Source organism: Corynebacterium afermentans subsp. lipophilum (genome assembly GCF_030408375.1).
In the GTDB taxonomy this organism is placed as follows: domain Bacteria; phylum Actinomycetota; class Actinomycetes; order Mycobacteriales; family Mycobacteriaceae; genus Corynebacterium; species Corynebacterium lipophilum.
This window is the reverse complement of the sequence record NZ_CP046530.1, coordinates 615,901-633,411: the sequence shown is the minus strand read 5'-3', so window position 1 is coordinate 633,411 and position 17,511 is coordinate 615,901. Positions and strand designations below refer to the sequence as shown.

Sequence of the window (17,511 nt, the reverse complement as noted above, 5' to 3'; positions counted from 1 at the left end):
GACAGACTACTTGCCTGCCTCAAGCTGCTCGGAGATCTGGTTGAGAATCTCGGTGTAGGTGTAGATGGACTCGTTGGTGTAGGTGTCCGCCGGGGCGACGTAGACGTGGCCGTCCTTCACCGCGGTGACGTTCTTCAGCGGCGCGGAGTCGTTGATCACAGACAGCGCTTCCGGGGAGTCCGTGATGGACTTCACGCCCGCGTCGCGGTCCAGCACGAGCAGCCAGTCCGGGTTGGCGCTGGCGATGGCTTCGACGGAGATGTCGTCGCCCTGGTGGTCGTCGGAGGCGTTCTCCACCTCGAGCGCCGGGGTGAAACCAATCAGGTCGAACAGCGGCCCCCACACGCGGCCCACGCCCGGGGCGACGTAGCCAATCTCGCCACCGGAAACGTTCAGGGCCATGACCTTCTGCTCCGGGTCGTAGGCGTTGCGGGTGCGCTGGACAGCCTCGGTGAATTCCTGAACTGCCTGCTCAGCCTCGGCTTGCTTGCCAAAGACGTCGCCCAGCTCCAGGGTCTGGCGAATGATCTCGCGGTCAATCGGCTCGCCGTCGCGCGGTTCGAAGTCCAGCAGCGTGGCGTCCGGGACCAGCTTCTGCAGTTCTTCGTCGAACGTTTCAAAGCGCTGGCCGGAGATGATCACGTCCGGGTCGGCGGCAACGATGGTTTCCAGGTTCGGCTCGCGGTGGTTGCCAATGTTGAGGATGTCCTCGTCGTCCGCGATGCCCGGGATGGAATTGGGCACGATGTCGCGCGGCGCGGCGACGGGCTTAATGCCCCAGGAGTCCAGGAGCTCGAAGGTGCGGTTGTCCAGGGCGACTACCCGCTTCGGCGGGCTGGGCACGGTCTTCTCGCCGTAGTTGTCGGTAAGTGTCACGGTGCCTTCGGAAGCATCATTGCTTGCCGACGCCCCTTCGGTCGCCACCGATTCCGAACCAGCGGCGGCATCCGTGCCGGACTCGCTGGTGGAGCATGCGCCCAGCGCGAGGGCGCCGGCCGCAACGAGAGCGATGAGAGGGGTACGGGAGAAACGGGTCACGGTCGTCCTTCCTTTCGGTCCATAAGGTAAGGGTTACCTGACCCACCTTAGGCTAACCAAACTTCGGAGCCAAACCCGTGGCCGCCTCCAACGTTTTGCCCATCACCGGCCGCAGCTTGGCCAGCGATTCCTCGGAGGTGCCGGGGCGGATGTGCTCGTCCTTGTCCACCACCACCGGATCGCCCTTGCGCTGCGGCACCGAAACCGGCACGATCTCGGCGTCGAAGTCTCCGGCCTCCCGCGCCGCCGCGGCGCGGGCGTGCGACGCCACCGCTAGCTTGTCCTGGCGGTCGCGCGCGATTGAGTACTCCTCGCGCAGGTTCTCCGCGGTCTCGATCATCCCGCCCGGGATCGGGTGGTGCTTGCCGCCAGCCTGCTCGCGGCCCTCCTGCAGGCGGTCCTTGAGCTCCATCGTGCCGCCCTTGGCACCCCAGCGGATCTTTCCGTCCACGGTGTACTCGGTGTTGGACATTGATTCCGCACCGCCGGCGACGATCAGGTCGGCGGCACCGGCAGCCACGTGCGCCGCGGCGGTGGCGATCGCCTGCAAGCCGGAGCCGCAGCGGCGGTCCAGCTGCATGCCGGGCACGCCCACACCCAGTTCAGCGTCAAGTCCGACAACGCGGCCCAGCGCGGGTGCGGCGCCGTTCGGCGAGGCCTGACCGAGGATGATGTCGTCGATCACTTCGCCGGGAATCCCAGCATCCTCAATGACGGCCTTGACCACAGTCGCGGCCAGCTCCTGCACCGGCACGCCGACGAATGCGCCGCCGTAGCGCCCCACCGCGGTGCGCTTGGGGTTGCAAATGACAATATCTTTCGGGTCGCTCATGATTCCTCCTTCAGAGTGGTTGTTTGCAGGTCACGCTCGATCGCGCTCGCCGTTGCCTGCAGCGGGGGCAGCAGCCTATCGACGACCTCCCGGTGCCCCACCGCCCCAGCATGGGCCGACAGATTCACCGCGGCCACGACCTTGCCGTCGTTGCCGCGGACCGGGCACGCCACGGAACGCAGACCCAGCTCGAGTTCTTGGTCGACGATGGCGTAGCCCTGCCTTTGGACGTCGATAAGCAATTGCCTGAACGCATCCTCGCTGGTGACCGTCTCAGGGGTGATGGGCTCGAGTGCGGTTCCGGCAAGGTAGGCGTCGAGCTGCGCGGATGGGAGATCGGCGAGCAGCACGCGGCCCATCGACGTCGCGTAAGCGGGAAAGCGCGTGCCAATGGTGATGTTGACGCTCATGATGCGGTCCGCGGCGGCGCGGGCGACGTAGACGACGTCGGAGCCGTCGAGGACGGTGAGCGAGCTCGATTCGTTGAGCGTGCGCGACAGACCATCCAAATGCGGCTGCGCGATCGCCGGAAGCCCCAGGCTGGACAGGTACGAAAAGCCCAGCTCGAGAGTCTTCGGGGTGAGCCAGAAAACCGTGCCGTCGCTGGAGGCGTACCCCTCCGCAACGAGCGTGTGCAAAAACCGGCGCACCGTCGCGCGCGGAAGGCCCGTGGATTCTGCGACCTGGGCAAGCGTTTGGCGCGGGCGGGCACCGCTGAACGCGCGGATGACCGCCAGGCCCCGAGTGAGGCTCTGTACGAGTTGCACATCACTACCAGACATACGTGTGATCCTAGTCGAAGAAGGTTCGCTTTGTGAACCCTTGTGCAGTAGCCGAACAACAGTTACGATGCACACATGATTAACAAGGTGGTTTCTTCAGCGGAGGAGGCGGTCGCCGACATCCCGGATGGCGCCTCCATCGCCGTGGGCGGCTTCGGGCTGGTGGGCATCCCCGCCCGGCTCATCGACGCCCTGCGCGCCCAGGGCGCCGGCGATCTCACGATCATTTCCAACAACCTGGGCACCGACGGCTTCGGACTCGGCCTACTGCTGGCGGACAAGCGGATCTCCCGCTCCATCGGCTCCTACCTGGGCACGAACAAGGAGTACGCGCGCCAGTACCTGGAAGGCGAGCTCACCGTCGAGTTCACCCCGCAGGGCACCCTGGCAGAACGCATGCGCGCCGGCGGCGCGGGCATCCCCGCGTTCTACACCAAAGCCGGCGTGGGCACCCCGCTGGCCACAGGGGAAATCCCCACCCGCTACAACCCGGACGGCACCATCGCCGAGTACTCCCGCCCGAAGGAACTGCGCGAGTTCAACGGCGAGCAGTACGTAATGGAAACCGCACTGACACCGGATTTCGCATTCGTGCACGCGCACAAAGCGGACCGCTTTGGCAACCTCGTCTTCTCTAAAACCGCGCAGAACTTCAACCCCGACGCTGCCGTGGCCGGCAAGATCACGATCGTGCAGGCGGAGCACGTGGTAGATGAAATCCCCGCAGCCGAGGTGAACCTGCCCGGCATCTACGTCGACCGCGTAGTCGAGGTGGGCCCGCAGGAGACCGGAATCGAATTTAGGACGGTGAGCGAGTAATGGCTTGGACCAGGCAAGAAATGGCGTCCAGAGCAGCCCAAGAGCTGGAAAACGGCCAGTACGTCAACCTGGGCATCGGGATGCCCACCCTCATCCCGGGCTACCTGCCCAAAGACGTGGAAGTGGTGCTGCACTCCGAAAACGGCATCCTCGGCGTGGGCCCCTACCCCACCGACGACACCGTCGATCCGGAACTTATTAACGCCGGCAAGGAGACCATCACGGTGGCGCCGGGCGGATCCTTCTTCGGCTCTTCTACGTCCTTTGGCATGATCCGCTCCCGCGCGATCGACGTCGCCGTCCTCGGTGCCATGGAGGTCTCTCAATACGGCGACCTGGCCAACTGGATGATCCCAGGCAAAATGGTCAAGGGCATGGGCGGCGCAATGGACCTCGTGCACGGGGCCAAGAAGGTCATCCTGCTCATGGAACACACCACCAAGAAGGGCACCTCGAAGGTCTTGCCGGAGTGCCGCCTGCCGCTGACAGGCGCGAAGTGCGTCGACCAGATCATCACCAACCTGGCCGTGTTCTCCGTGGACGAAAAGCAAGGCCTCACCCTGACAGAGGTTGCCCCAGGCGAGACCGTCGAGTCCGTCCGCGAAGCCACCGAAGCCCCGTTCGAGGTTGCCGTGTAAAACGCGCCCCCCGAACCAGCTTCAGCGCCGTTCGGACAACAATTACTGGTAGTCGCGGCCGTGCATCTTCTGCAGCTCAATGCCGTGGCCCTGGCCCGCGAGGAACAGGGTTGACGCGTCGAGCTGGAACAGCTGCGGGTTGGACTGGAGGACCATCTTCAGGTCGTCGGCGTCCTTCTGTGCGCCCGGCTCGCAGGCCATCTTGGTCTCGGTGAAGTCGCTGAGGTGCAGCGCGCCGGTGTTGTCGATCTGGTACTTGGCGGTGCCGGAGTTGCAGCCGTCGTTCGAGTGGAGCACACCATTTTCCCGGAAGTCCAGGGTGATGGTGTTGTTATTCTTTGCCTGCAGCGCGGTGTCCAGCGCAGCGGTGAGGCGATCATCCTTGAGCTGGTCTGCACCTTCTGGGAGCTGCTGGATCAGCTCGGAGCCGGCTGGGTTCTCCGGCACCGGCGCTGGGGCCGGTGCGGGTGTGCCGCCGAGGTCACCGAACAAGTTCGAGCTCATCTGCACGAATTGGTCGATGCTGGAGGTTTCAGGGCGCTCCTGGGCGTCGGCAGTTCCGACGCCGAGCAGGCCACCCGTGAGGGCGACGACTGCGGTCGTTGTGGACAACTTCTTTAGGGTCTTGGTCGAAGTAACCATAGCCATCACGCTACCGAGCGAATTCAGGCGAACAAGGGGCTCAAGGGAACTTCAATGCAACTCCACACTTGCGTTTACGCAGCTCGTAGCTTCGCCATACGCACTAGCTCTTTGCAAAAACCAAAATCCCGCTGCCCAGAGGTGGGCAACGGGAGATGTAAGTGGCGCGGATTAGTTCGCAGCCGCCTTTGAGAATTCGATGGCCTTACCCTGGGCCGCCAGAGCGATCGTCTCGTTGTCGAAGCGGTACACCGACGGGTTCGAACGCAGGATGGACGTCAGCTCGTCCGCCTTGTTCATGGTGGTCGGGTCGCACAGGCGCTGCGTCTGGGCGATGGCCCCGACCTTCACGGCGCCGGCGCCGTCGATGGAGTACCCGGCGCTACCGGCGTTGCAGCCGTCGAAGAAGGACAGCTTGCCGTCCGGGCCGAAGGTGACCGTCATGGACGCGTCACCCTTGACTGGCAGTGGCCCCTCCAGGGCAGCCTTTGCCTTCTCGGCGGGCAGCGGCTTCGCGCCTTCCGGCAGATTCTTCAGCAGCATGTGGGACCCGCCCTTGTTAATCACGGAGCCGCTAAACGCAGACCATCCCATCTGCGTCCAGCCCTCAATGTCGGCGGGTCCGTTGGAAGACATCTGCGCGTTGGCGGTGCCTGCACCAATAAAACCGCCGGCGAGGGCGGCGAGAGCAGTTGCTGCGGACAACGTCTTTACAGTCTTTGAGGTCATGGGCGCCAACCTACCTAGCATTTGGCAGCATTAAAGGGCCCCTACGAAGCTTTTAAGCAACCTGGACACTCCTTTAACCCAACGGCCAGCGAGCGCTAGGGCGGCCTAAAAGAACACCACCTCGTCTCGCTCCAGCCACGCCCCCTTGCCACTTTCAGAGTCCCAACAGGTCACGCCGGTCTCTTCCACCGCGCACACGTATGGACCGTGGTTGACCACTTCGCCGTACTGCACAACCTCGGCGGATTCGCTGCCCGGGGGCCACACGGAGTCGTCGTAAAGCGGCGGCTCAGTTTGCTCGCGCGGGTAGCCGCCGAGAATTTCCATCATCCACCTCGGCGTACCCAGCTCACCGATGCCAAACTGCTCGCTTTCCATAAAGGACTTCACGCCGCAGTCGAACATCGGCTTATCCGCCAGGTTCATCATGCAGCCGATGTTGCCGGACGGGGTGACAAACAGCGCGTTTTGCACGGGGCTATCGCCGATGCTCTTGAGCGTTCTGATCGGCCGCGCGTTGTCCGGGACGGGGCCGCCGGCACCCGGGTACGCCAGCGGGGCACCAGGGATGCCTTGCCTATCGACGTGCTCCGCCTCCCCCGACGCCACAGCATCAGCCTGCTTCGTCGGTTCTTCCTCTGCTTTTGGAGCCTCCGGCGCTTCCACGGTTTCGGTCACCGTCACGTGCTCCGCCTCGGGCGCGCCACTGCAGCCGACAACCAGGAAGGTCGTGGCGGCGAGTGCTGCGAGGGCGTTGCGGTTCATGCCACCGGAGGTTAAGGCCCAATTATTCGGTGCTGATTTGCACAGGCGTAAAAGTTCCTGTCGGCCTCCAGCCCGCAAACCCCGAGTAAGCCCTCCCGAGTATGCGCGATTTTGGGCCGTAATAGGGGTCCTTCGCTCAGGGTTTGTGGTGCGGCCTGTCTGAGGCCGTGACAATGTGCGGGTAAAGCGCTACCCTCCTTGTTGATACGTCACCAAAAAGGAGTGTTGCGCAATGAAGGCATTCGGTTTCCTAAGCTTCGGGCACTACGCTTTCGCCGGCCAGCGCGGCCCGTCCGCGGAAAAGATCGCTAAAACCCACTTGGAGATTGCCCAGGCCGCCGACGAGATCGGCGTGAACAACGCGTCCTTCCGCGTCCACCACTTCGTGCCGCAGGCCTCCGCCCCGATGCCGCTGCTGGGTGCGGTCGCCGCCACCACCAAGAACATCGAGGTGGGCACCGGCGTTATCGACATGCGCTACGAAAACCCGCTCTACCTCGCCGAAGAGGCCGCATCCCTGTACCAACTTTCCGGCGGCCGCGTGGCCCTGGGGGTCTCGCGCGGCGCGCCCGAAGTAGCGGTGCGCGGCTGGGAGGCATTCGGCTACAAAGGCGAGGCCCCCAATGGCGCGGACGTGGCACGGGCCCACCTGGAAACCTTCATGGCCGCGGTGGACGGCAACGGCCTCGCCACCGCCGCACCCCTTGACCGCCAATACCCCAACATGTTCCAGCCCGGCTCCGCCCTGCCGGTCTTCCCCATGGCACCTGAGCTGCGCAAGCACATCTTCTACGGCTCGGGCACTCACGCTTCGGCGGAGCAGACCGCCAATGACGGGCTCAACCTGATGTCTTCCACCCTGGTCTCCGAGACCACCGCCGAGACCTTGGGGGAGATCCAGGCGGAACAGATCACCCGCTACCGCGCAGCCTGGAAGGAAGCGGGCCACGACTGGACCCCGCGCGTATCCGTCTCCCGCACCATCTTCCCCATCGTCGACAGCGCCGACATGCAGCGCTTCGGCATGCAGGCCTCCGGCTCCGACCAGGTCGGGGCGCTACCGGACGTGGGCGCTTCCACCTTCGGCCGCACCTACGCCGCCGAGCCGGACACACTGATCGAACAGCTCAAGGCCGACCCGGCCGTCATGGCCGCCGACACGCTACTGATCACCATCCCCACTGTCATGGGTGTGCACGTCAACGTGAAGATCCTGGAAAACTTCGCCACCCACGTCGCCCCCGCGCTGGGCTGGCAGCCGAACACCGAGGGCCCGGTCACCGGCTACCCGACCGATTAGATCTCCGTGCAACAAAGAAACCCGCTGGCCGTGTTGTGGCCAGCGGGTTTCCTGCTTTTCGGTGGAGCCGCCGGGAATTGAACCCGGGTCCTTCATCACCGCGCCAGGGCTTCTCCGTGCGCAGTTCGCACGTTGTCTCTCATCGGCCCTCCGGATCAGGCGAACATGTCCGGATGACGGGCCCAGTCAGTGAAAGGTGTCCCTTCCAAGGCCCCACTGACAGAGCCGGAAGGCAAGTCCCCTAAGTCGACGCCAGGTACCGGGGCGGGGACATCCCCGACCTGACGGACACGCAGGTCGCTGGACCTTTTATTTAGGCAGCGAGGGCGTAGTCACGCTGAGAGTTCTTCTCTGCGTTTATTAGTTACAGCGACGCTTACGGTGGTCTCCTGCCTGCACCGGCACGCTTCCCCTGGCTAAGTCGATGAAGTCGAAACCAGAATCGACCCCTTCAACTACGAAGAAACGCAGGAGATGAAACTTTACCGCAGGCGCCCGAGAAGCACAAGAGGCTTTACGACGTCAACGCCGGACGCACCCGGAGGAACTCCACCACAGCGTCCGGTCCAGCGTCGACGGCGAGGCGGGCCGCCTTGGCCACCTCCTCGGCCGCCATCTTCGGCCTGCCGTTGTCGCCGGCGAGCATGTCGGTGTCGGTGCGGCCCGGGTGCAGGGAGGTCACGCGCACCTTGCCCGCTTCCTCCTGCGCCAGAGACTCGGTGAAGCCGCGCAGGGCGAACTTGGACGCGCAGTACGCCGAGTTTTCGGCCATGCCGTGGAATCCGGCGCCGGAGTTGATGGTGATGATGAGGCCGGAGGAACGTCGCAAGGCAGGAAGCAACGCACGGGTAAGCGTGACGGGTGCGAAGAAGTTGACCTCCATCATCTCGCGCCACTTGTCGTCGGTGAGCTCTTCCAGCGGGCCACCGTCCATCACGCCGGCAGCAAGGACGAGTACGTCCAGCTCCTCGATGTTGGAGGCCGCCTCCAGGATGGCGTCGGTGTCGGTGAGGTCCGCCTCGAAGGGCTCTGCGCTGGGCAGGGCGGAAACGATGTCGGAGGCGTCCTTCGACGCGCCCGCGTAAATGTGGTGGTCCTTGCCCAGGTCCTCGGCGATGGCGCGGCCGATGCCGCGGGATGCTCCAGTAATCAGTGCCTTTTTCATAGGCACCCACCGTAGCGAATACGAAGCTTAAGCCTTGATGCCCTTGAGCTTGCGGCCCAGATCGCGGGTGATCTCGCGGTCCTCGGTGCGGCGCTTGATGTCGCGGCGCTTGTCGTAGTCCTGCTTACCCTGCGCAAGGCCCAGCTCGACCTTCGCGCGGCCGTCCTTGAGGTAGAGCGACAGCGGGATCAGGGTGCGGTTGCCGTCGCGGACCTTGCCCTCCAGCGAGTCGATCTCCCGGCGGTGCAAAAGCAGCTTGCGGGTGCGCCGCGGCGGGTGGTTGGTCCAGTGGCCGCGGGAGTACTCCGGGATGTGCATGTTACGCAGCCAGACCTCGCCGTTGTCGATGGTGGCAAACGCCTCCACCAGCGAGACCTTGCCCTCGCGCAGCGCCTTGATCTCGGTGCCCTGCAGCACCAGCCCGCACTCCCAGGTGTCCAAGATGTGGTAGTCATGCCGAGCTTTCCGGTTGGTGGCAAGCACACCGGTGTTGGAAAGCTTCTGCTTCTTTTTCTTCTTGGACATAAGGCAGACGAGTCTACTACTTGCGCACGTAAGAGCGAAGCGCCACCTGCGCGGCTAGTCCGCCCAGCACCATAGCGACGAGGCCGACCAGCGGCATCACCGCCCACACGGTGCTGTCCGGCACGCGCGCGATGAGCTGGTTGGCGTACAGGTCCCCCAGCAGCGGGTCCACGATGAGCTGCTTGCCGGCCCACACGCCGATGGTGGCCAGCACCGCGCCGATGAGCACGGACAGCACCGCCTCCAGCACGAACGGCGCCTGGGTGAACCAGCGCGAGGCACCCACCATGCGCATGATGCCAATCTGCTCGCGGCGGTTGAAGGCGGCAAGCTGCACCATGTTGGAGATCAAAAACACCGCGGCCAGCGCCTGTGCTGCGGCGACGGCGAAGGCCACGTTGCGGAACGTGTTCAGCGTCCCGGCGGCGGAACGGACCGTGTCCGCCTGGTCGGAGATGACCTCTACTTGCTCCATGTCGCGGATCTTGTCCAGCGGCGAGGTGTCCGTCGGGTCCGCCAGGCGCACGTGCAGCGCCGCCGGCAGGGCGTCCGGGGCGGTTTCGCGCACCAGCTCCGGCTCGGATTCCTGGAACAATTCCTTGAAGCGCTCGTAGGACTGTTCGCGGGAGCGGAAAGTCACCTGCTCGACGCGGTCGTCCGCCTGCAAGGTGTCGCGAACCTGTTTGCAGCGGTCCGAGGAGCAGTCCTGGTCGCTGGCGGAGATGTCCTCGTCCAGCTCCACCATCACCTCGACGCGGTCCAGGTACAGGTCTTTCGTCTGCGTGGTGGCCTTGGAAATCAGCACGCCGGTGCCCACCAGCACCAGCGACAGCGCGGTGGTGATGATCAGCGCGATGGTCATGGTGAGGTTGCGGCCAAGGCCTTTGACACCCTCACGGAAAACAAACTCCCAGTTCACGGCTACCTCCTCACATCCCCGTACACGCCGTTTTCCTCGTCGCGCACGATCTTGCCCAGCTGCAGTTCAACCACGCGCTTGCGCATCTCGTCCACCGCTCGCGCGTTGTGCGTGGACATGATCACTGTGGTGCCCATGCGGTTAATGCGGGCGAGCAGCGCCATAATTTCGTCGGCGGTGCCGGGGTCGAGGTTGCCCGTTGGTTCGTCGCAAAGCATGAGCTTGGGCTTATCCACGAAAGCTCTCGCAATAGCCACGCGCTGCTGCTCACCACCCGACAGCTCCCGCGGCATGCGGTTGGCTTTGGCGCCGAGGCCGACGAGCTCGAGCGCGTCGGGGACGAGTTTGGCGATGCGGTTTTTCGGCTTGCCGATGACCTCGAGCGCGAACGCGACGTTGTCGTAGACGCTCAAGTTCGGCAGCAGGCGGAAGTCCTGGAACACGTAGCCGATGGATTGACGCAGCTTATTCACTTGCTTGCCGCTGAGGGTGTTGACGTGGAAGTCATTGAAGAAGATGTCGCCTGAAGAGACGTTTTCCTCGCGGATCAAAAGCTGCAGGAATGTGGACTTGCCGGAGCCGGACGCGCCGATGAGGAACACGAACTCGCCGTCGGGGATGTCGAGCGTGACGTCGTCGAGCGCGGGGCGCGTGGACGTCGAGTACGCCTTGGTCACATGGTCGAATCGGATCACGCGACACACCTTACCTGTTACTGATGTGACTGTAGTGGTTGTTGGCGGTGGGGGCCGGCAGACGGGGACGCGCGCCCCCAGACACATCGCGGCGGAATCTGTCAGTCAGAACCCATCGCCCCAGGTCGCCGCAAGAGGCTGCCGTAATCTGTCAGGAACCGGCCCCATGGGAAAACCCACCTGCAAAAACAGGTGGGATTTCCCGGCGCCGATAAGGCAGTGTCTTAGTCGTTGACGTAGAGATACTGCTTGTTCACGAACTCGTCGAGCGCGAACACGGACAGCTCGCGGCCGAAGCCGGAGCGCTTCACGCCGCCGAACGGCAGGACTGCAGAGAAGTACTGGCCGAGGTTGACGTGGATCATGCCGGTGTCGATCTGGTCCGCAACCTTGATGGCACGTTCCGTGTCATCGGAGAAGACCGCGCCGCCGAGGCCCTGGTAAGAGTTGTTTGCCAGCTCGACGGCCTCTTCCTCGGAAGATACCTTGTAAATCTCGGCAACCGGGCCGAAGAACTCCTCATAGTACTCGTCGGAGCCGACCGGAAGATCGGTCAGCACCGCCGGGGAGTAGTAGGCCGAGTTGTCCTCCAACACACCGCCAGTGCGTAGCTTCGCACCCTTCTCTACAGCGCGCTTGACCTGGTCATCCAGCAGCTCTGCCGCGCGGCGGGAGGACATCGGGTAGTACTCATTCTCGCCCGGGTTGGACGGATCGCCCTTCTTAAAGGAATCGGCAATGGCCACCATCTCGTCAACAAACTCGTCGTAGATGTCCTCCATCACAATGATGCGCTTGTTGGAGGTGCACACCTGGCCCGCGTTCTGCACTCGCTTCGCCCAAGCATCCTGCGCCGCGGCCTTGATGTCCGAGGAGTCCAGGATGACGTACGGGTCGGTGCCGCCGAGCTCGAGCACAACCTTCTTCAGGTTCTTGCCGGCGGTTTCCGCCACCTTTGCACCAGCACGCTCGGAGCCGGTGAGGGAAACCCCCTGCACGCGCGGGTCGGCGATGATGGTCTCCACCTGCTCGTGGGTGGCGTAGACGTTGATGAACACGCCGTCCGGCAAGCCCGCCTCCTTGAGAATTTCCTCAAAGGCCGCACCGGACTTCGGGGTGATCTCAGCGTGCTTGAGGATGATGCAGTTGCCGTTCATCAGGTTCGGTCCCGCAAATCGAGCCACCTGGTAGATCGGGAAGTTCCACGGCATGATGCCGAGCAGCGTGCCCAGCGGCAGGCGGCGCACGACGGCCTTGCCGCCCGGAACATCGACCTTCTTGTCGGCAGAGTGTTCAGCGGCGTTATCTGCGTAGAACTGCAGGATGTCGCCAGAAAAGTCGGCCTCCCACGCACCTTCCGGCACAGACTTGCCCATCTCCGAGGCCATGATCTGGGCCAGCTCGTTCGAGCGCTCCTTGAGCAGCTGCGCCGCCTTGCCCACGATCTCAGCGCGCTCCTCGTAGGAAGTCTTGCGCCAGGTCTTGAAAGCCGCTTCTGAGCGGTCCAGGATGTCCTGGATTTCCTGGTCAGTGGCAAAGTCGAAGGTTTCAATGACCTCGTTGGTCGCAGGGTTTTGCACGCGGTACTGGTTAGACATGATGGTCCTTTCTGGAATGCTATTTTTGTTTTTCACGGGCGCTTGTGAACTCTATCACTAAGCTCCGGGCCTGTAAGCCCCGTCGCTCATTTTGATGCCTTGGTCTTGGCCCATGTAGGAGGTTTCTTGCGTCAACGCATCAAGCAGCGTCTTGTGGTTTTCCTCGACTACCTGCGCCAACACCTCCGGATTCGCGCGCAGCAGATCGAAGCGCTGCTGCACGAGGGGCAGATCCAGCTCGGCGAACGGACGCGAGACTGCGTGCGGCACGTCGTAAATGTCGGCCACCTCGTCGCCGTGCATCAGGCGGGTGGCGGTGTACATCCAGTCGTCGATGGACTCGTCCGGGAACGGCAGGAGCTCCTTGACGTTGGTGCGGAAACCGTTGAACAGGGCCTCCACCAACGCACGCGACGCGTCGTTGGGCTCGCCGTCGACGAAGTGGATCGCGTCGATCGTCTCCTGGGAAGCGTCGATGTCCGTCTCCGGCTCGAGGAGGTCGCCCGGGATGCCCAGCATCAGGCCCACGACCCGCCACAGGTAGAACAGGTCCTGCTCTTCCTCCAGGGTGAGGCGGTAGCCGAGGTTCCGCAGGTAGGTGAACGCGATGTAGGTGAAGTCGAACCAGGTGCGGAACATGTCCAGCTCGCTGATTGGCGCGCCCCACTCGGAGTAGTCCAGGCCAAGCTGCGTCTGCACGCGACGCACGTGCGCGTGCATCGCGCGGACCATGCCGGTGTGGATGTAGCTGACGTTGCCCGGCTTGAGCCCGTCCTTCAGGTACACCGAGTAGATCCAGTTGGTGGTGTACGCCAGGCGGTGCACGGCACCCTCGGTGAGCTCGCCGGTGTTGACCAGGATGTCGGCGATGGACGGCGCCGAATAGGTGTGGATCAGCGCGCCCGGGCCGAGGGAGAGGTTCTGCGCGAGCACCGGGATCGCCAGCGCAGCCTTTTGGCCGCGCTCGAGCCGCTCCCAGTCCACGCCGTCGAGGGCGGCATTCATGTCGTCGATGAGTGCCTTGACCTCGGGCAGCGTGTCCGCGTCCGCCTCGCCGCGTGCGAGTGCCGCACGCAGGTTCGGCATGATGTCCTTGGCTTTGTTGCCGCTGGTGTACAGCGCGTCGGCGATCGGGTCCATCGCCCAAAACGCCTGCTCGAATCGCTTCGCACGTGCTTCGCCGAACTTCTCGACGAAAGCTTCGCGGCTCCCTCGCGCCACCGGCCAATCAGTGCGGTTGTAGTGGTCCTGCGCGAGGGGGTTGTCAACGAATGTCTGAGTCATGGTTGTGCTCCTTGTATGAGGGATGGTCCGCGCGTGCTTAGCGCAGGCCTTCCTTGGATGTGTCGTGCAGCTTGTATTCGGCCTTGACGTGCGGGGCCTTCTCGGCGACGTAGTCCTCGATCTGCTTGAACACGCCGGACCACGGCGGCTTTCCGTCCGCGGCTTTCTTCGCCTTCGCGGCCTGTGCCCCGGGAAGTTTGTCGCGCACGCGGTAAATCGCGGCCTCCGCTTTCGCCTTGAGCAGGAAGGCGATTTTCCAGTGCAGATACGGCGTGCCCTCGAACCGGGAGCCCTTGACCATGAACTTCGTGTCTTCGTCGCCGATGATCAGCGACAGCGCGCCAAGGACCTGCGCCGGCATCTTCGGGTCCAAGTCTTCGAGGATGCCCATCAAGGCGGTCGCCACACGCACGTGGTAGTCCGAGGAGTAGCCGCCGTTGGCGTAGATGAAATCCGTCATCTTGCGCATCTCGTCGCCGGTCTTCGGAATCAGGCGCTCCTCCGCTCCCATGAGGTAGAGCACCCACGCCCAGTACATGGCCACGTCATCCCATTCCTCGCCGGTGTGCGGGCGGCCGAAGAATTCGTCCACGCCGATCGGCATCAGCGCGAACCAGCCCTCGCCGGAGACGAGGAATGACGAGCCGATGGGCCGGCCGAACTCGTTGTAGTGCTCCGGGCCCCACAACTTTTCCAGGCCGCGGTTGGCCTGGGCGTGCAGGAGGCGCACGCGCACGGCGGCCTTGAGGCCGTCGCTGTAGCGGTCGAACACGCCCTTTTTACCCAGGTCCACGAAGAACTTCACCGTCTCGATGATGCGGGTGAAGGACTCGATCTCGAACATGGCAGTCTCGCCGGTGGCCGCAGAGGTGCGGTCCTCCATCGTGGTGGCCCAGTAGGCGAAGCCGATGGAAAGCAGCTCCGCGGACGGTGTGACGTTGTAGTAGGCGATGCGGCCGCGCTCGGCTGCTTCGAGGTCGATCCAGTCCGGGATGTCGTCCACCTCGGCGAAGAACTCCACCAGTTCCAGCGACGGGTCGGCAACCTTGTCGATGCCCTCGTTCAGCGCCGTTTCAAAGTCGGCGCGGGATTTCTCCGCGCCGTCGCGCTTGAATGCCTCGGCGAGCTTGGCTCCGGTTTCGTCGGTCTGCCACATGTGATCGTCGAGAAGCTTTGTTTGGAAGCTGGTGTAGCCCTCCCAATCGTCGGCGACGGTGTGCCAGCGGTCGAACAAATTGTGGCGCAGCGTCGCCCAACCCGGTCGGCGCGTGCGGCGCTTCGGTGCAGGGCGAAGCGGCATGCCGTCTCGGTAGAAGTAGCGGAAATCCTCGAAAGGATTGTCCGACATCGGAAGGATTTCCGGGTGAACCGGATGTTGGTATTGATGCTCCTCGCGAGCATCGGTGCTGGCAGTCATTCGTGTCACTTCCCTTTGACGTAGCGGCCCTGGCTTGGGGCGCCTGATTTTGGGCACCTGATTTTGGGCCTGTCGCAAACAAGCGCTGACGACCCTGTCCACCAGTCAAAAGTGTTGTTTGTGCGAAATGCGAACATTTTTGTGGTGTCAGTCACTTTTGCGTGGTCTTATACTATCGATTACACAAAACGCCGGCAACCAGTTTTGCGGCGAATTTTTACAACGGAGGTTTGAGTGAGAAACGGCAAGACTTTTGGCAGCTTGACCACGCTTTTTGGCGGCAAGAACAGGGAAAAGGACCCGAACGCGCTCGACCGCGAGGAAGCGTTCGCCAGCCGACAAACGCGCCAGGCAGAGCAGCCGAGCGGCACCAGCACCCCCGGCGACGTCATCGAGCTCACCGCCGTCGACGTCGAGCGCGCCCACGGCATCGCCTTGATCACGCTGCATACCCGCGACGGTTCCCCCATCCCCGGCTACGAGCCAGGCTGCCACGCGGACTTTCTGCTGCGCTCGCCCGAGGGCGAGGAGCTCGTTCGCCAGTTCTCCCTGTTCCCCCTGCACCAGCTCGGCACTGAAAACTCCGACCAGCGCGCCGCCTACGGCATCGAAGTGAAGCTGGAGACGGATTCGCGCGGCGGCTCCATCGCCGCCCACAGCATCGAGCCGGGCGACACTGTGCGCATTCTGCCGCCCCGCAACAACTTCGGCCTCGCCCCGGACGCGGAGCGTTCGATCCTGGTGGGCGCCGGTGTGGGCATCGCCCCGATTTTCTCGCTCGCCAGAGAGTTGCAGATCCAGCAAGCGGACTACTCGGTGCTGTATTTCGCCTCCAGCCAAGAGCGGGCGCTAATGCGCCACCTCATTGACACCTACCTCCACGGCCAGACCAAAAGCATCTTCGCGTCGGGCGAACGCGACAAGCAGGCCGGCTACATCGAAGAAGCCCTCGCTTCGGCGGACACCGCCCCGGAGGACACCCACCTGTACGTGTGCGGGCCCCAGGGTTTCATGGACGGCGCCATCGCAGTCGCGTCCGAACGCCTGCCCAAGGCGAATATCCACTTCGAGACCTTCCGTCCCGCCGAGGAAACACTCGCTGGCAACCACGACGCGAACGGCCCGTTCAACGTCGTCCTCAACGGCGAAACCTACGAGGTTCCAGAGGGCGAGAGCGTCCTGGATGTCTTCGAGGACGAGGACGTGCCCATCATGTCCCAGTGCTCGGAGGGCACGTGCGGCACCTGCATCATGCGCGTCGTGGACGGCACCCCCGACCACCGCGACAGCATCTTCACGGAAGAGCAACACGAAAACGGCGCCTTTGCCACGTGCGTCTCCCGGTCGCTGTCGCCCACCCTCACGCTAGAACGGTGGAAGAACCTGCGCGCCTAAAGCATCCGCACCATCACCACGCCCGCCAATACAATGGCCAGCCCGGTGAGGCGGTAGGGCGTGGGAACGCTGCGGTGCCCGCCGGTGCCCACGCCGAGGGACTCGAGCACCTGGCCGCAAATGATGTTGCCCACCAGGGCCGCAATCACGGTGGTGCCGGTGCCAAGGATCGGCGACAGAGCCGCGCCGCCGAACACGAAAAACGCGCCGAGCATGCCGCCGAGCCACATCCACCACGGCCCCGGCGCGATACCAGTGGCCAGCGCCCGGCGCGGCCCGGACAGCAGCACGGACATGGCCGCCAGCAGCGCAAGGCCGACCACGAGGGAGATTTGGCCGGCCTGCAGCGAGCTGCCCAGCGCGCGGCCGAGGTGGCCATTAACTGCGGTTTGGGTGGCCGAACCCATGCCCATGACCACGCCGAACGCGCGCAGCGCCCACAGCGCGGCGCCATCGGCAGTGCCCTGGACGGTTCGTGTGCGTCCGATCTCCAGCACCATCGCAATGCCGCCGACCACGATGAGCGCGCCCAGAAGACGCAGGGGCCCCACGGCAACCTGCGGGGATTGAAACAGCCCGAACCGGTCGATCAGAAGTCCCATCAGCACCTGGCCCAGAATCGGCAGGATCACGGTCTGCACCGGGCCGAGTTTGGGGAACAGGACGATGTTGCCGGCGATGAACATCACGCCCATGAACCCGCCGAGCCATGCCCACCACGGCTGCGCGGCAGCCGTCGATAAGTTTCGCAGCAGTGCCCCGCTGGCCCCCCAGGCGATGATGGAGGCGACCACCACCGCAATGATGAAGGACACAAACGTCGCGCCGATCGGCGAGCCGACGCTTTGCCGCAGCCGGGTGTTAATCGCGGTCTGGACGGGCACGATCGCGCCCACAAGCATGGCCATGAGCAGCAACATTGTGTTCTCCTCCTTCAAGCGGAACAGGCAGCCGGGGCAAAATGCGCC

Annotated in this window: 17 protein-coding genes, 1 other RNA gene and 1 pseudogene; 4 read left to right on the top strand and 15 right to left on the bottom strand. The window is 63.9% G+C overall.

Translation table 11 applies throughout. The features are described 5' to 3' along the window. Positions 1-6: 6 nt before the first annotated feature. From CAFEL_RS03030 to CAFEL_RS03020, 3 genes and pseudogenes are all read right to left on the bottom strand, one after another. Complete coding sequence (locus CAFEL_RS03030; RefSeq protein ID WP_194560933.1) at positions 7-1,038, bottom strand: siderophore ABC transporter substrate-binding protein; 1,032 nt, start codon at positions 1,036-1,038, stop codon at positions 7-9. Positions 1,039-1,114: 76 nt separating this feature from the next. Next, positions 1,115-1,870, bottom strand: a pseudogene (locus CAFEL_RS03025) (thiolase family protein); the annotation flags it as partial. Then, positions 1,867-2,652, bottom strand: a complete 786-nt coding sequence (locus CAFEL_RS03020; RefSeq protein ID WP_194560931.1) for an IclR family transcriptional regulator domain-containing protein — start codon at positions 2,650-2,652, stop codon at positions 1,867-1,869. The pseudogene CAFEL_RS03025 and the gene CAFEL_RS03020, both read right to left, overlap by 4 nt. A gap of 75 nt (positions 2,653-2,727) precedes the next feature. Between CAFEL_RS03020 and CAFEL_RS03015 the strand changes: the two genes are divergently transcribed. Then, complete coding sequence (locus CAFEL_RS03015; RefSeq protein WP_194560930.1) at positions 2,728-3,471, top strand: CoA transferase subunit A; 744 nt, start codon at positions 2,728-2,730, stop codon at positions 3,469-3,471. Continuing rightward, positions 3,471-4,109: a CoA transferase subunit B gene (locus CAFEL_RS03010; protein WP_194560929.1), complete on the top strand. Its 639-nt coding sequence runs from the start codon at positions 3,471-3,473 to the stop codon at positions 4,107-4,109. Before CAFEL_RS03015 ends, CAFEL_RS03010 begins: the two co-directional genes overlap by 1 nt. Positions 4,110-4,151: 42 nt before the next feature. Here CAFEL_RS03010 and CAFEL_RS03005 read toward each other — a convergent pair whose 3' ends face one another. The 3 genes from CAFEL_RS03005 to CAFEL_RS02995 form a co-directional block, all read right to left on the bottom strand. Further along, complete coding sequence (locus CAFEL_RS03005) at positions 4,152-4,751, bottom strand: META domain-containing protein (RefSeq protein ID WP_194560928.1); 600 nt, start codon at positions 4,749-4,751, stop codon at positions 4,152-4,154. Between the two features lie 171 nt (positions 4,752-4,922). Then, positions 4,923-5,480, bottom strand: coding sequence for an META domain-containing protein (locus CAFEL_RS03000; RefSeq protein WP_194560927.1), 558 nt, complete (start codon positions 5,478-5,480; stop codon positions 4,923-4,925). Between the two features lie 105 nt (positions 5,481-5,585). Further along, complete coding sequence (locus CAFEL_RS02995) at positions 5,586-6,245, bottom strand: hypothetical protein (RefSeq protein ID WP_194560926.1); 660 nt, start codon at positions 6,243-6,245, stop codon at positions 5,586-5,588. Positions 6,246-6,477: 232 nt separating this feature from the next. On the opposite strand from CAFEL_RS02995, the gene CAFEL_RS02990 reads away from it, so the two are divergent. Continuing rightward, positions 6,478-7,545, top strand: coding sequence for an LLM class flavin-dependent oxidoreductase (locus CAFEL_RS02990; RefSeq protein ID WP_194560925.1), 1,068 nt, complete (start codon positions 6,478-6,480; stop codon positions 7,543-7,545). 59 nt (positions 7,546-7,604) lie between these two features. Here CAFEL_RS02990 and ssrA read toward each other — a convergent pair. The 8 genes from ssrA to CAFEL_RS02950 form a co-directional block, all read right to left on the bottom strand. Further along, positions 7,605-7,995, bottom strand: a transfer-messenger RNA (tmRNA) gene (gene ssrA, locus CAFEL_RS02985). 64 nt (positions 7,996-8,059) lie between these two features. Continuing rightward, positions 8,060-8,710, bottom strand: a complete 651-nt coding sequence (locus CAFEL_RS02980) for an SDR family oxidoreductase (RefSeq protein ID WP_194560924.1) — start codon at positions 8,708-8,710, stop codon at positions 8,060-8,062. Positions 8,711-8,737: 27 nt separating this feature from the next. Then, entirely contained in the window at positions 8,738-9,235 is a 498-nt protein-coding gene (gene smpB, locus CAFEL_RS02975) for an SsrA-binding protein SmpB (protein ID WP_194560923.1), read from the bottom strand. Between the two features lie 16 nt (positions 9,236-9,251). After that, a complete protein-coding gene (gene ftsX / locus CAFEL_RS02970) occupies positions 9,252-10,154 on the bottom strand; it encodes a permease-like cell division protein FtsX (RefSeq protein ID WP_194560922.1) in 903 nt (300 codons plus the stop codon). Positions 10,155-10,156: 2 nt separating this feature from the next. After that, entirely contained in the window at positions 10,157-10,849 is a 693-nt protein-coding gene (gene ftsE / locus CAFEL_RS02965; RefSeq protein ID WP_194560921.1) for a cell division ATP-binding protein FtsE, read from the bottom strand. Positions 10,850-11,073: 224 nt separating this feature from the next. Then, positions 11,074-12,447, bottom strand: a complete 1,374-nt coding sequence (locus CAFEL_RS02960; protein ID WP_194560920.1) for an NAD-dependent succinate-semialdehyde dehydrogenase — start codon at positions 12,445-12,447, stop codon at positions 11,074-11,076. Between the two features lie 57 nt (positions 12,448-12,504). Continuing rightward, the gene (locus tag CAFEL_RS02955) at positions 12,505-13,731 is read right to left on the bottom strand and encodes an oxygenase MpaB family protein (protein ID WP_194560919.1); all 1,227 of its coding nucleotides are present in this window, start codon (positions 13,729-13,731) and stop codon (positions 12,505-12,507) included. Positions 13,732-13,768: 37 nt separating this feature from the next. Next, complete coding sequence (locus CAFEL_RS02950) at positions 13,769-15,148, bottom strand: oxygenase MpaB family protein (protein WP_228496502.1); 1,380 nt, start codon at positions 15,146-15,148, stop codon at positions 13,769-13,771. 261 nt (positions 15,149-15,409) lie between these two features. On the opposite strand from CAFEL_RS02950, the gene CAFEL_RS02945 reads away from it, so the two are divergent. After that, entirely contained in the window at positions 15,410-16,543 is a 1,134-nt protein-coding gene (locus tag CAFEL_RS02945) for a PDR/VanB family oxidoreductase (protein ID WP_194560918.1), read from the top strand. On the opposite strand, the gene CAFEL_RS02940 is transcribed toward CAFEL_RS02945, so the two are convergent. Continuing rightward, positions 16,540-17,463 carry a DMT family transporter gene (locus CAFEL_RS02940; protein WP_194560917.1) on the bottom strand — a complete coding sequence of 308 codons (924 nt, stop codon included), beginning with the start codon at positions 17,461-17,463 and terminating at the stop codon, positions 16,540-16,542. The genes CAFEL_RS02945 and CAFEL_RS02940 overlap by 4 nt on opposite strands. Between the last annotated feature and the right edge of the window lie 48 nt (positions 17,464-17,511).

What these genes read in the sequence shown, in the direction of transcription:
- CAFEL_RS02940 (WP_194560917.1), bottom strand. Translation starts at nt 17,463, where the DNA reads ATGTTGCTGCTCATGGCCATGCTTGTGGGCGCGATCGTGCCCGTCCAG.
- CAFEL_RS02950 (WP_228496502.1), bottom strand. Translation starts at nt 15,148, where the DNA reads ATGACTGCCAGCACCGATGCTCGCGAGGAGCATCAATACCAACATCCG.
- CAFEL_RS03010 (WP_194560929.1), top strand. Translation starts at nt 3,471, where the DNA reads ATGGCTTGGACCAGGCAAGAAATGGCGTCCAGAGCAGCCCAAGAGCTG.
- CAFEL_RS03005 (WP_194560928.1), bottom strand. Translation starts at nt 4,751, where the DNA reads ATGGTTACTTCGACCAAGACCCTAAAGAAGTTGTCCACAACGACCGCA.
- CAFEL_RS03015 (WP_194560930.1), top strand. Translation starts at nt 2,728, where the DNA reads ATGATTAACAAGGTGGTTTCTTCAGCGGAGGAGGCGGTCGCCGACATC.
- smpB (WP_194560923.1), bottom strand. Translation starts at nt 9,235, where the DNA reads ATGTCCAAGAAGAAAAAGAAGCAGAAGCTTTCCAACACCGGTGTGCTT.
- CAFEL_RS03020 (WP_194560931.1), bottom strand. Translation starts at nt 2,652, where the DNA reads ATGTCTGGTAGTGATGTGCAACTCGTACAGAGCCTCACTCGGGGCCTG.
- CAFEL_RS02990 (WP_194560925.1), top strand. Translation starts at nt 6,478, where the DNA reads ATGAAGGCATTCGGTTTCCTAAGCTTCGGGCACTACGCTTTCGCCGGC.
- CAFEL_RS02960 (WP_194560920.1), bottom strand. Translation starts at nt 12,447, where the DNA reads ATGTCTAACCAGTACCGCGTGCAAAACCCTGCGACCAACGAGGTCATT.
- CAFEL_RS02980 (WP_194560924.1), bottom strand. Translation starts at nt 8,710, where the DNA reads ATGAAAAAGGCACTGATTACTGGAGCATCCCGCGGCATCGGCCGCGCC.
- CAFEL_RS03000 (WP_194560927.1), bottom strand. Translation starts at nt 5,480, where the DNA reads ATGACCTCAAAGACTGTAAAGACGTTGTCCGCAGCAACTGCTCTCGCC.
- CAFEL_RS02955 (WP_194560919.1), bottom strand. Translation starts at nt 13,731, where the DNA reads ATGACTCAGACATTCGTTGACAACCCCCTCGCGCAGGACCACTACAAC.
- CAFEL_RS02995 (WP_194560926.1), bottom strand. Translation starts at nt 6,245, where the DNA reads ATGAACCGCAACGCCCTCGCAGCACTCGCCGCCACGACCTTCCTGGTT.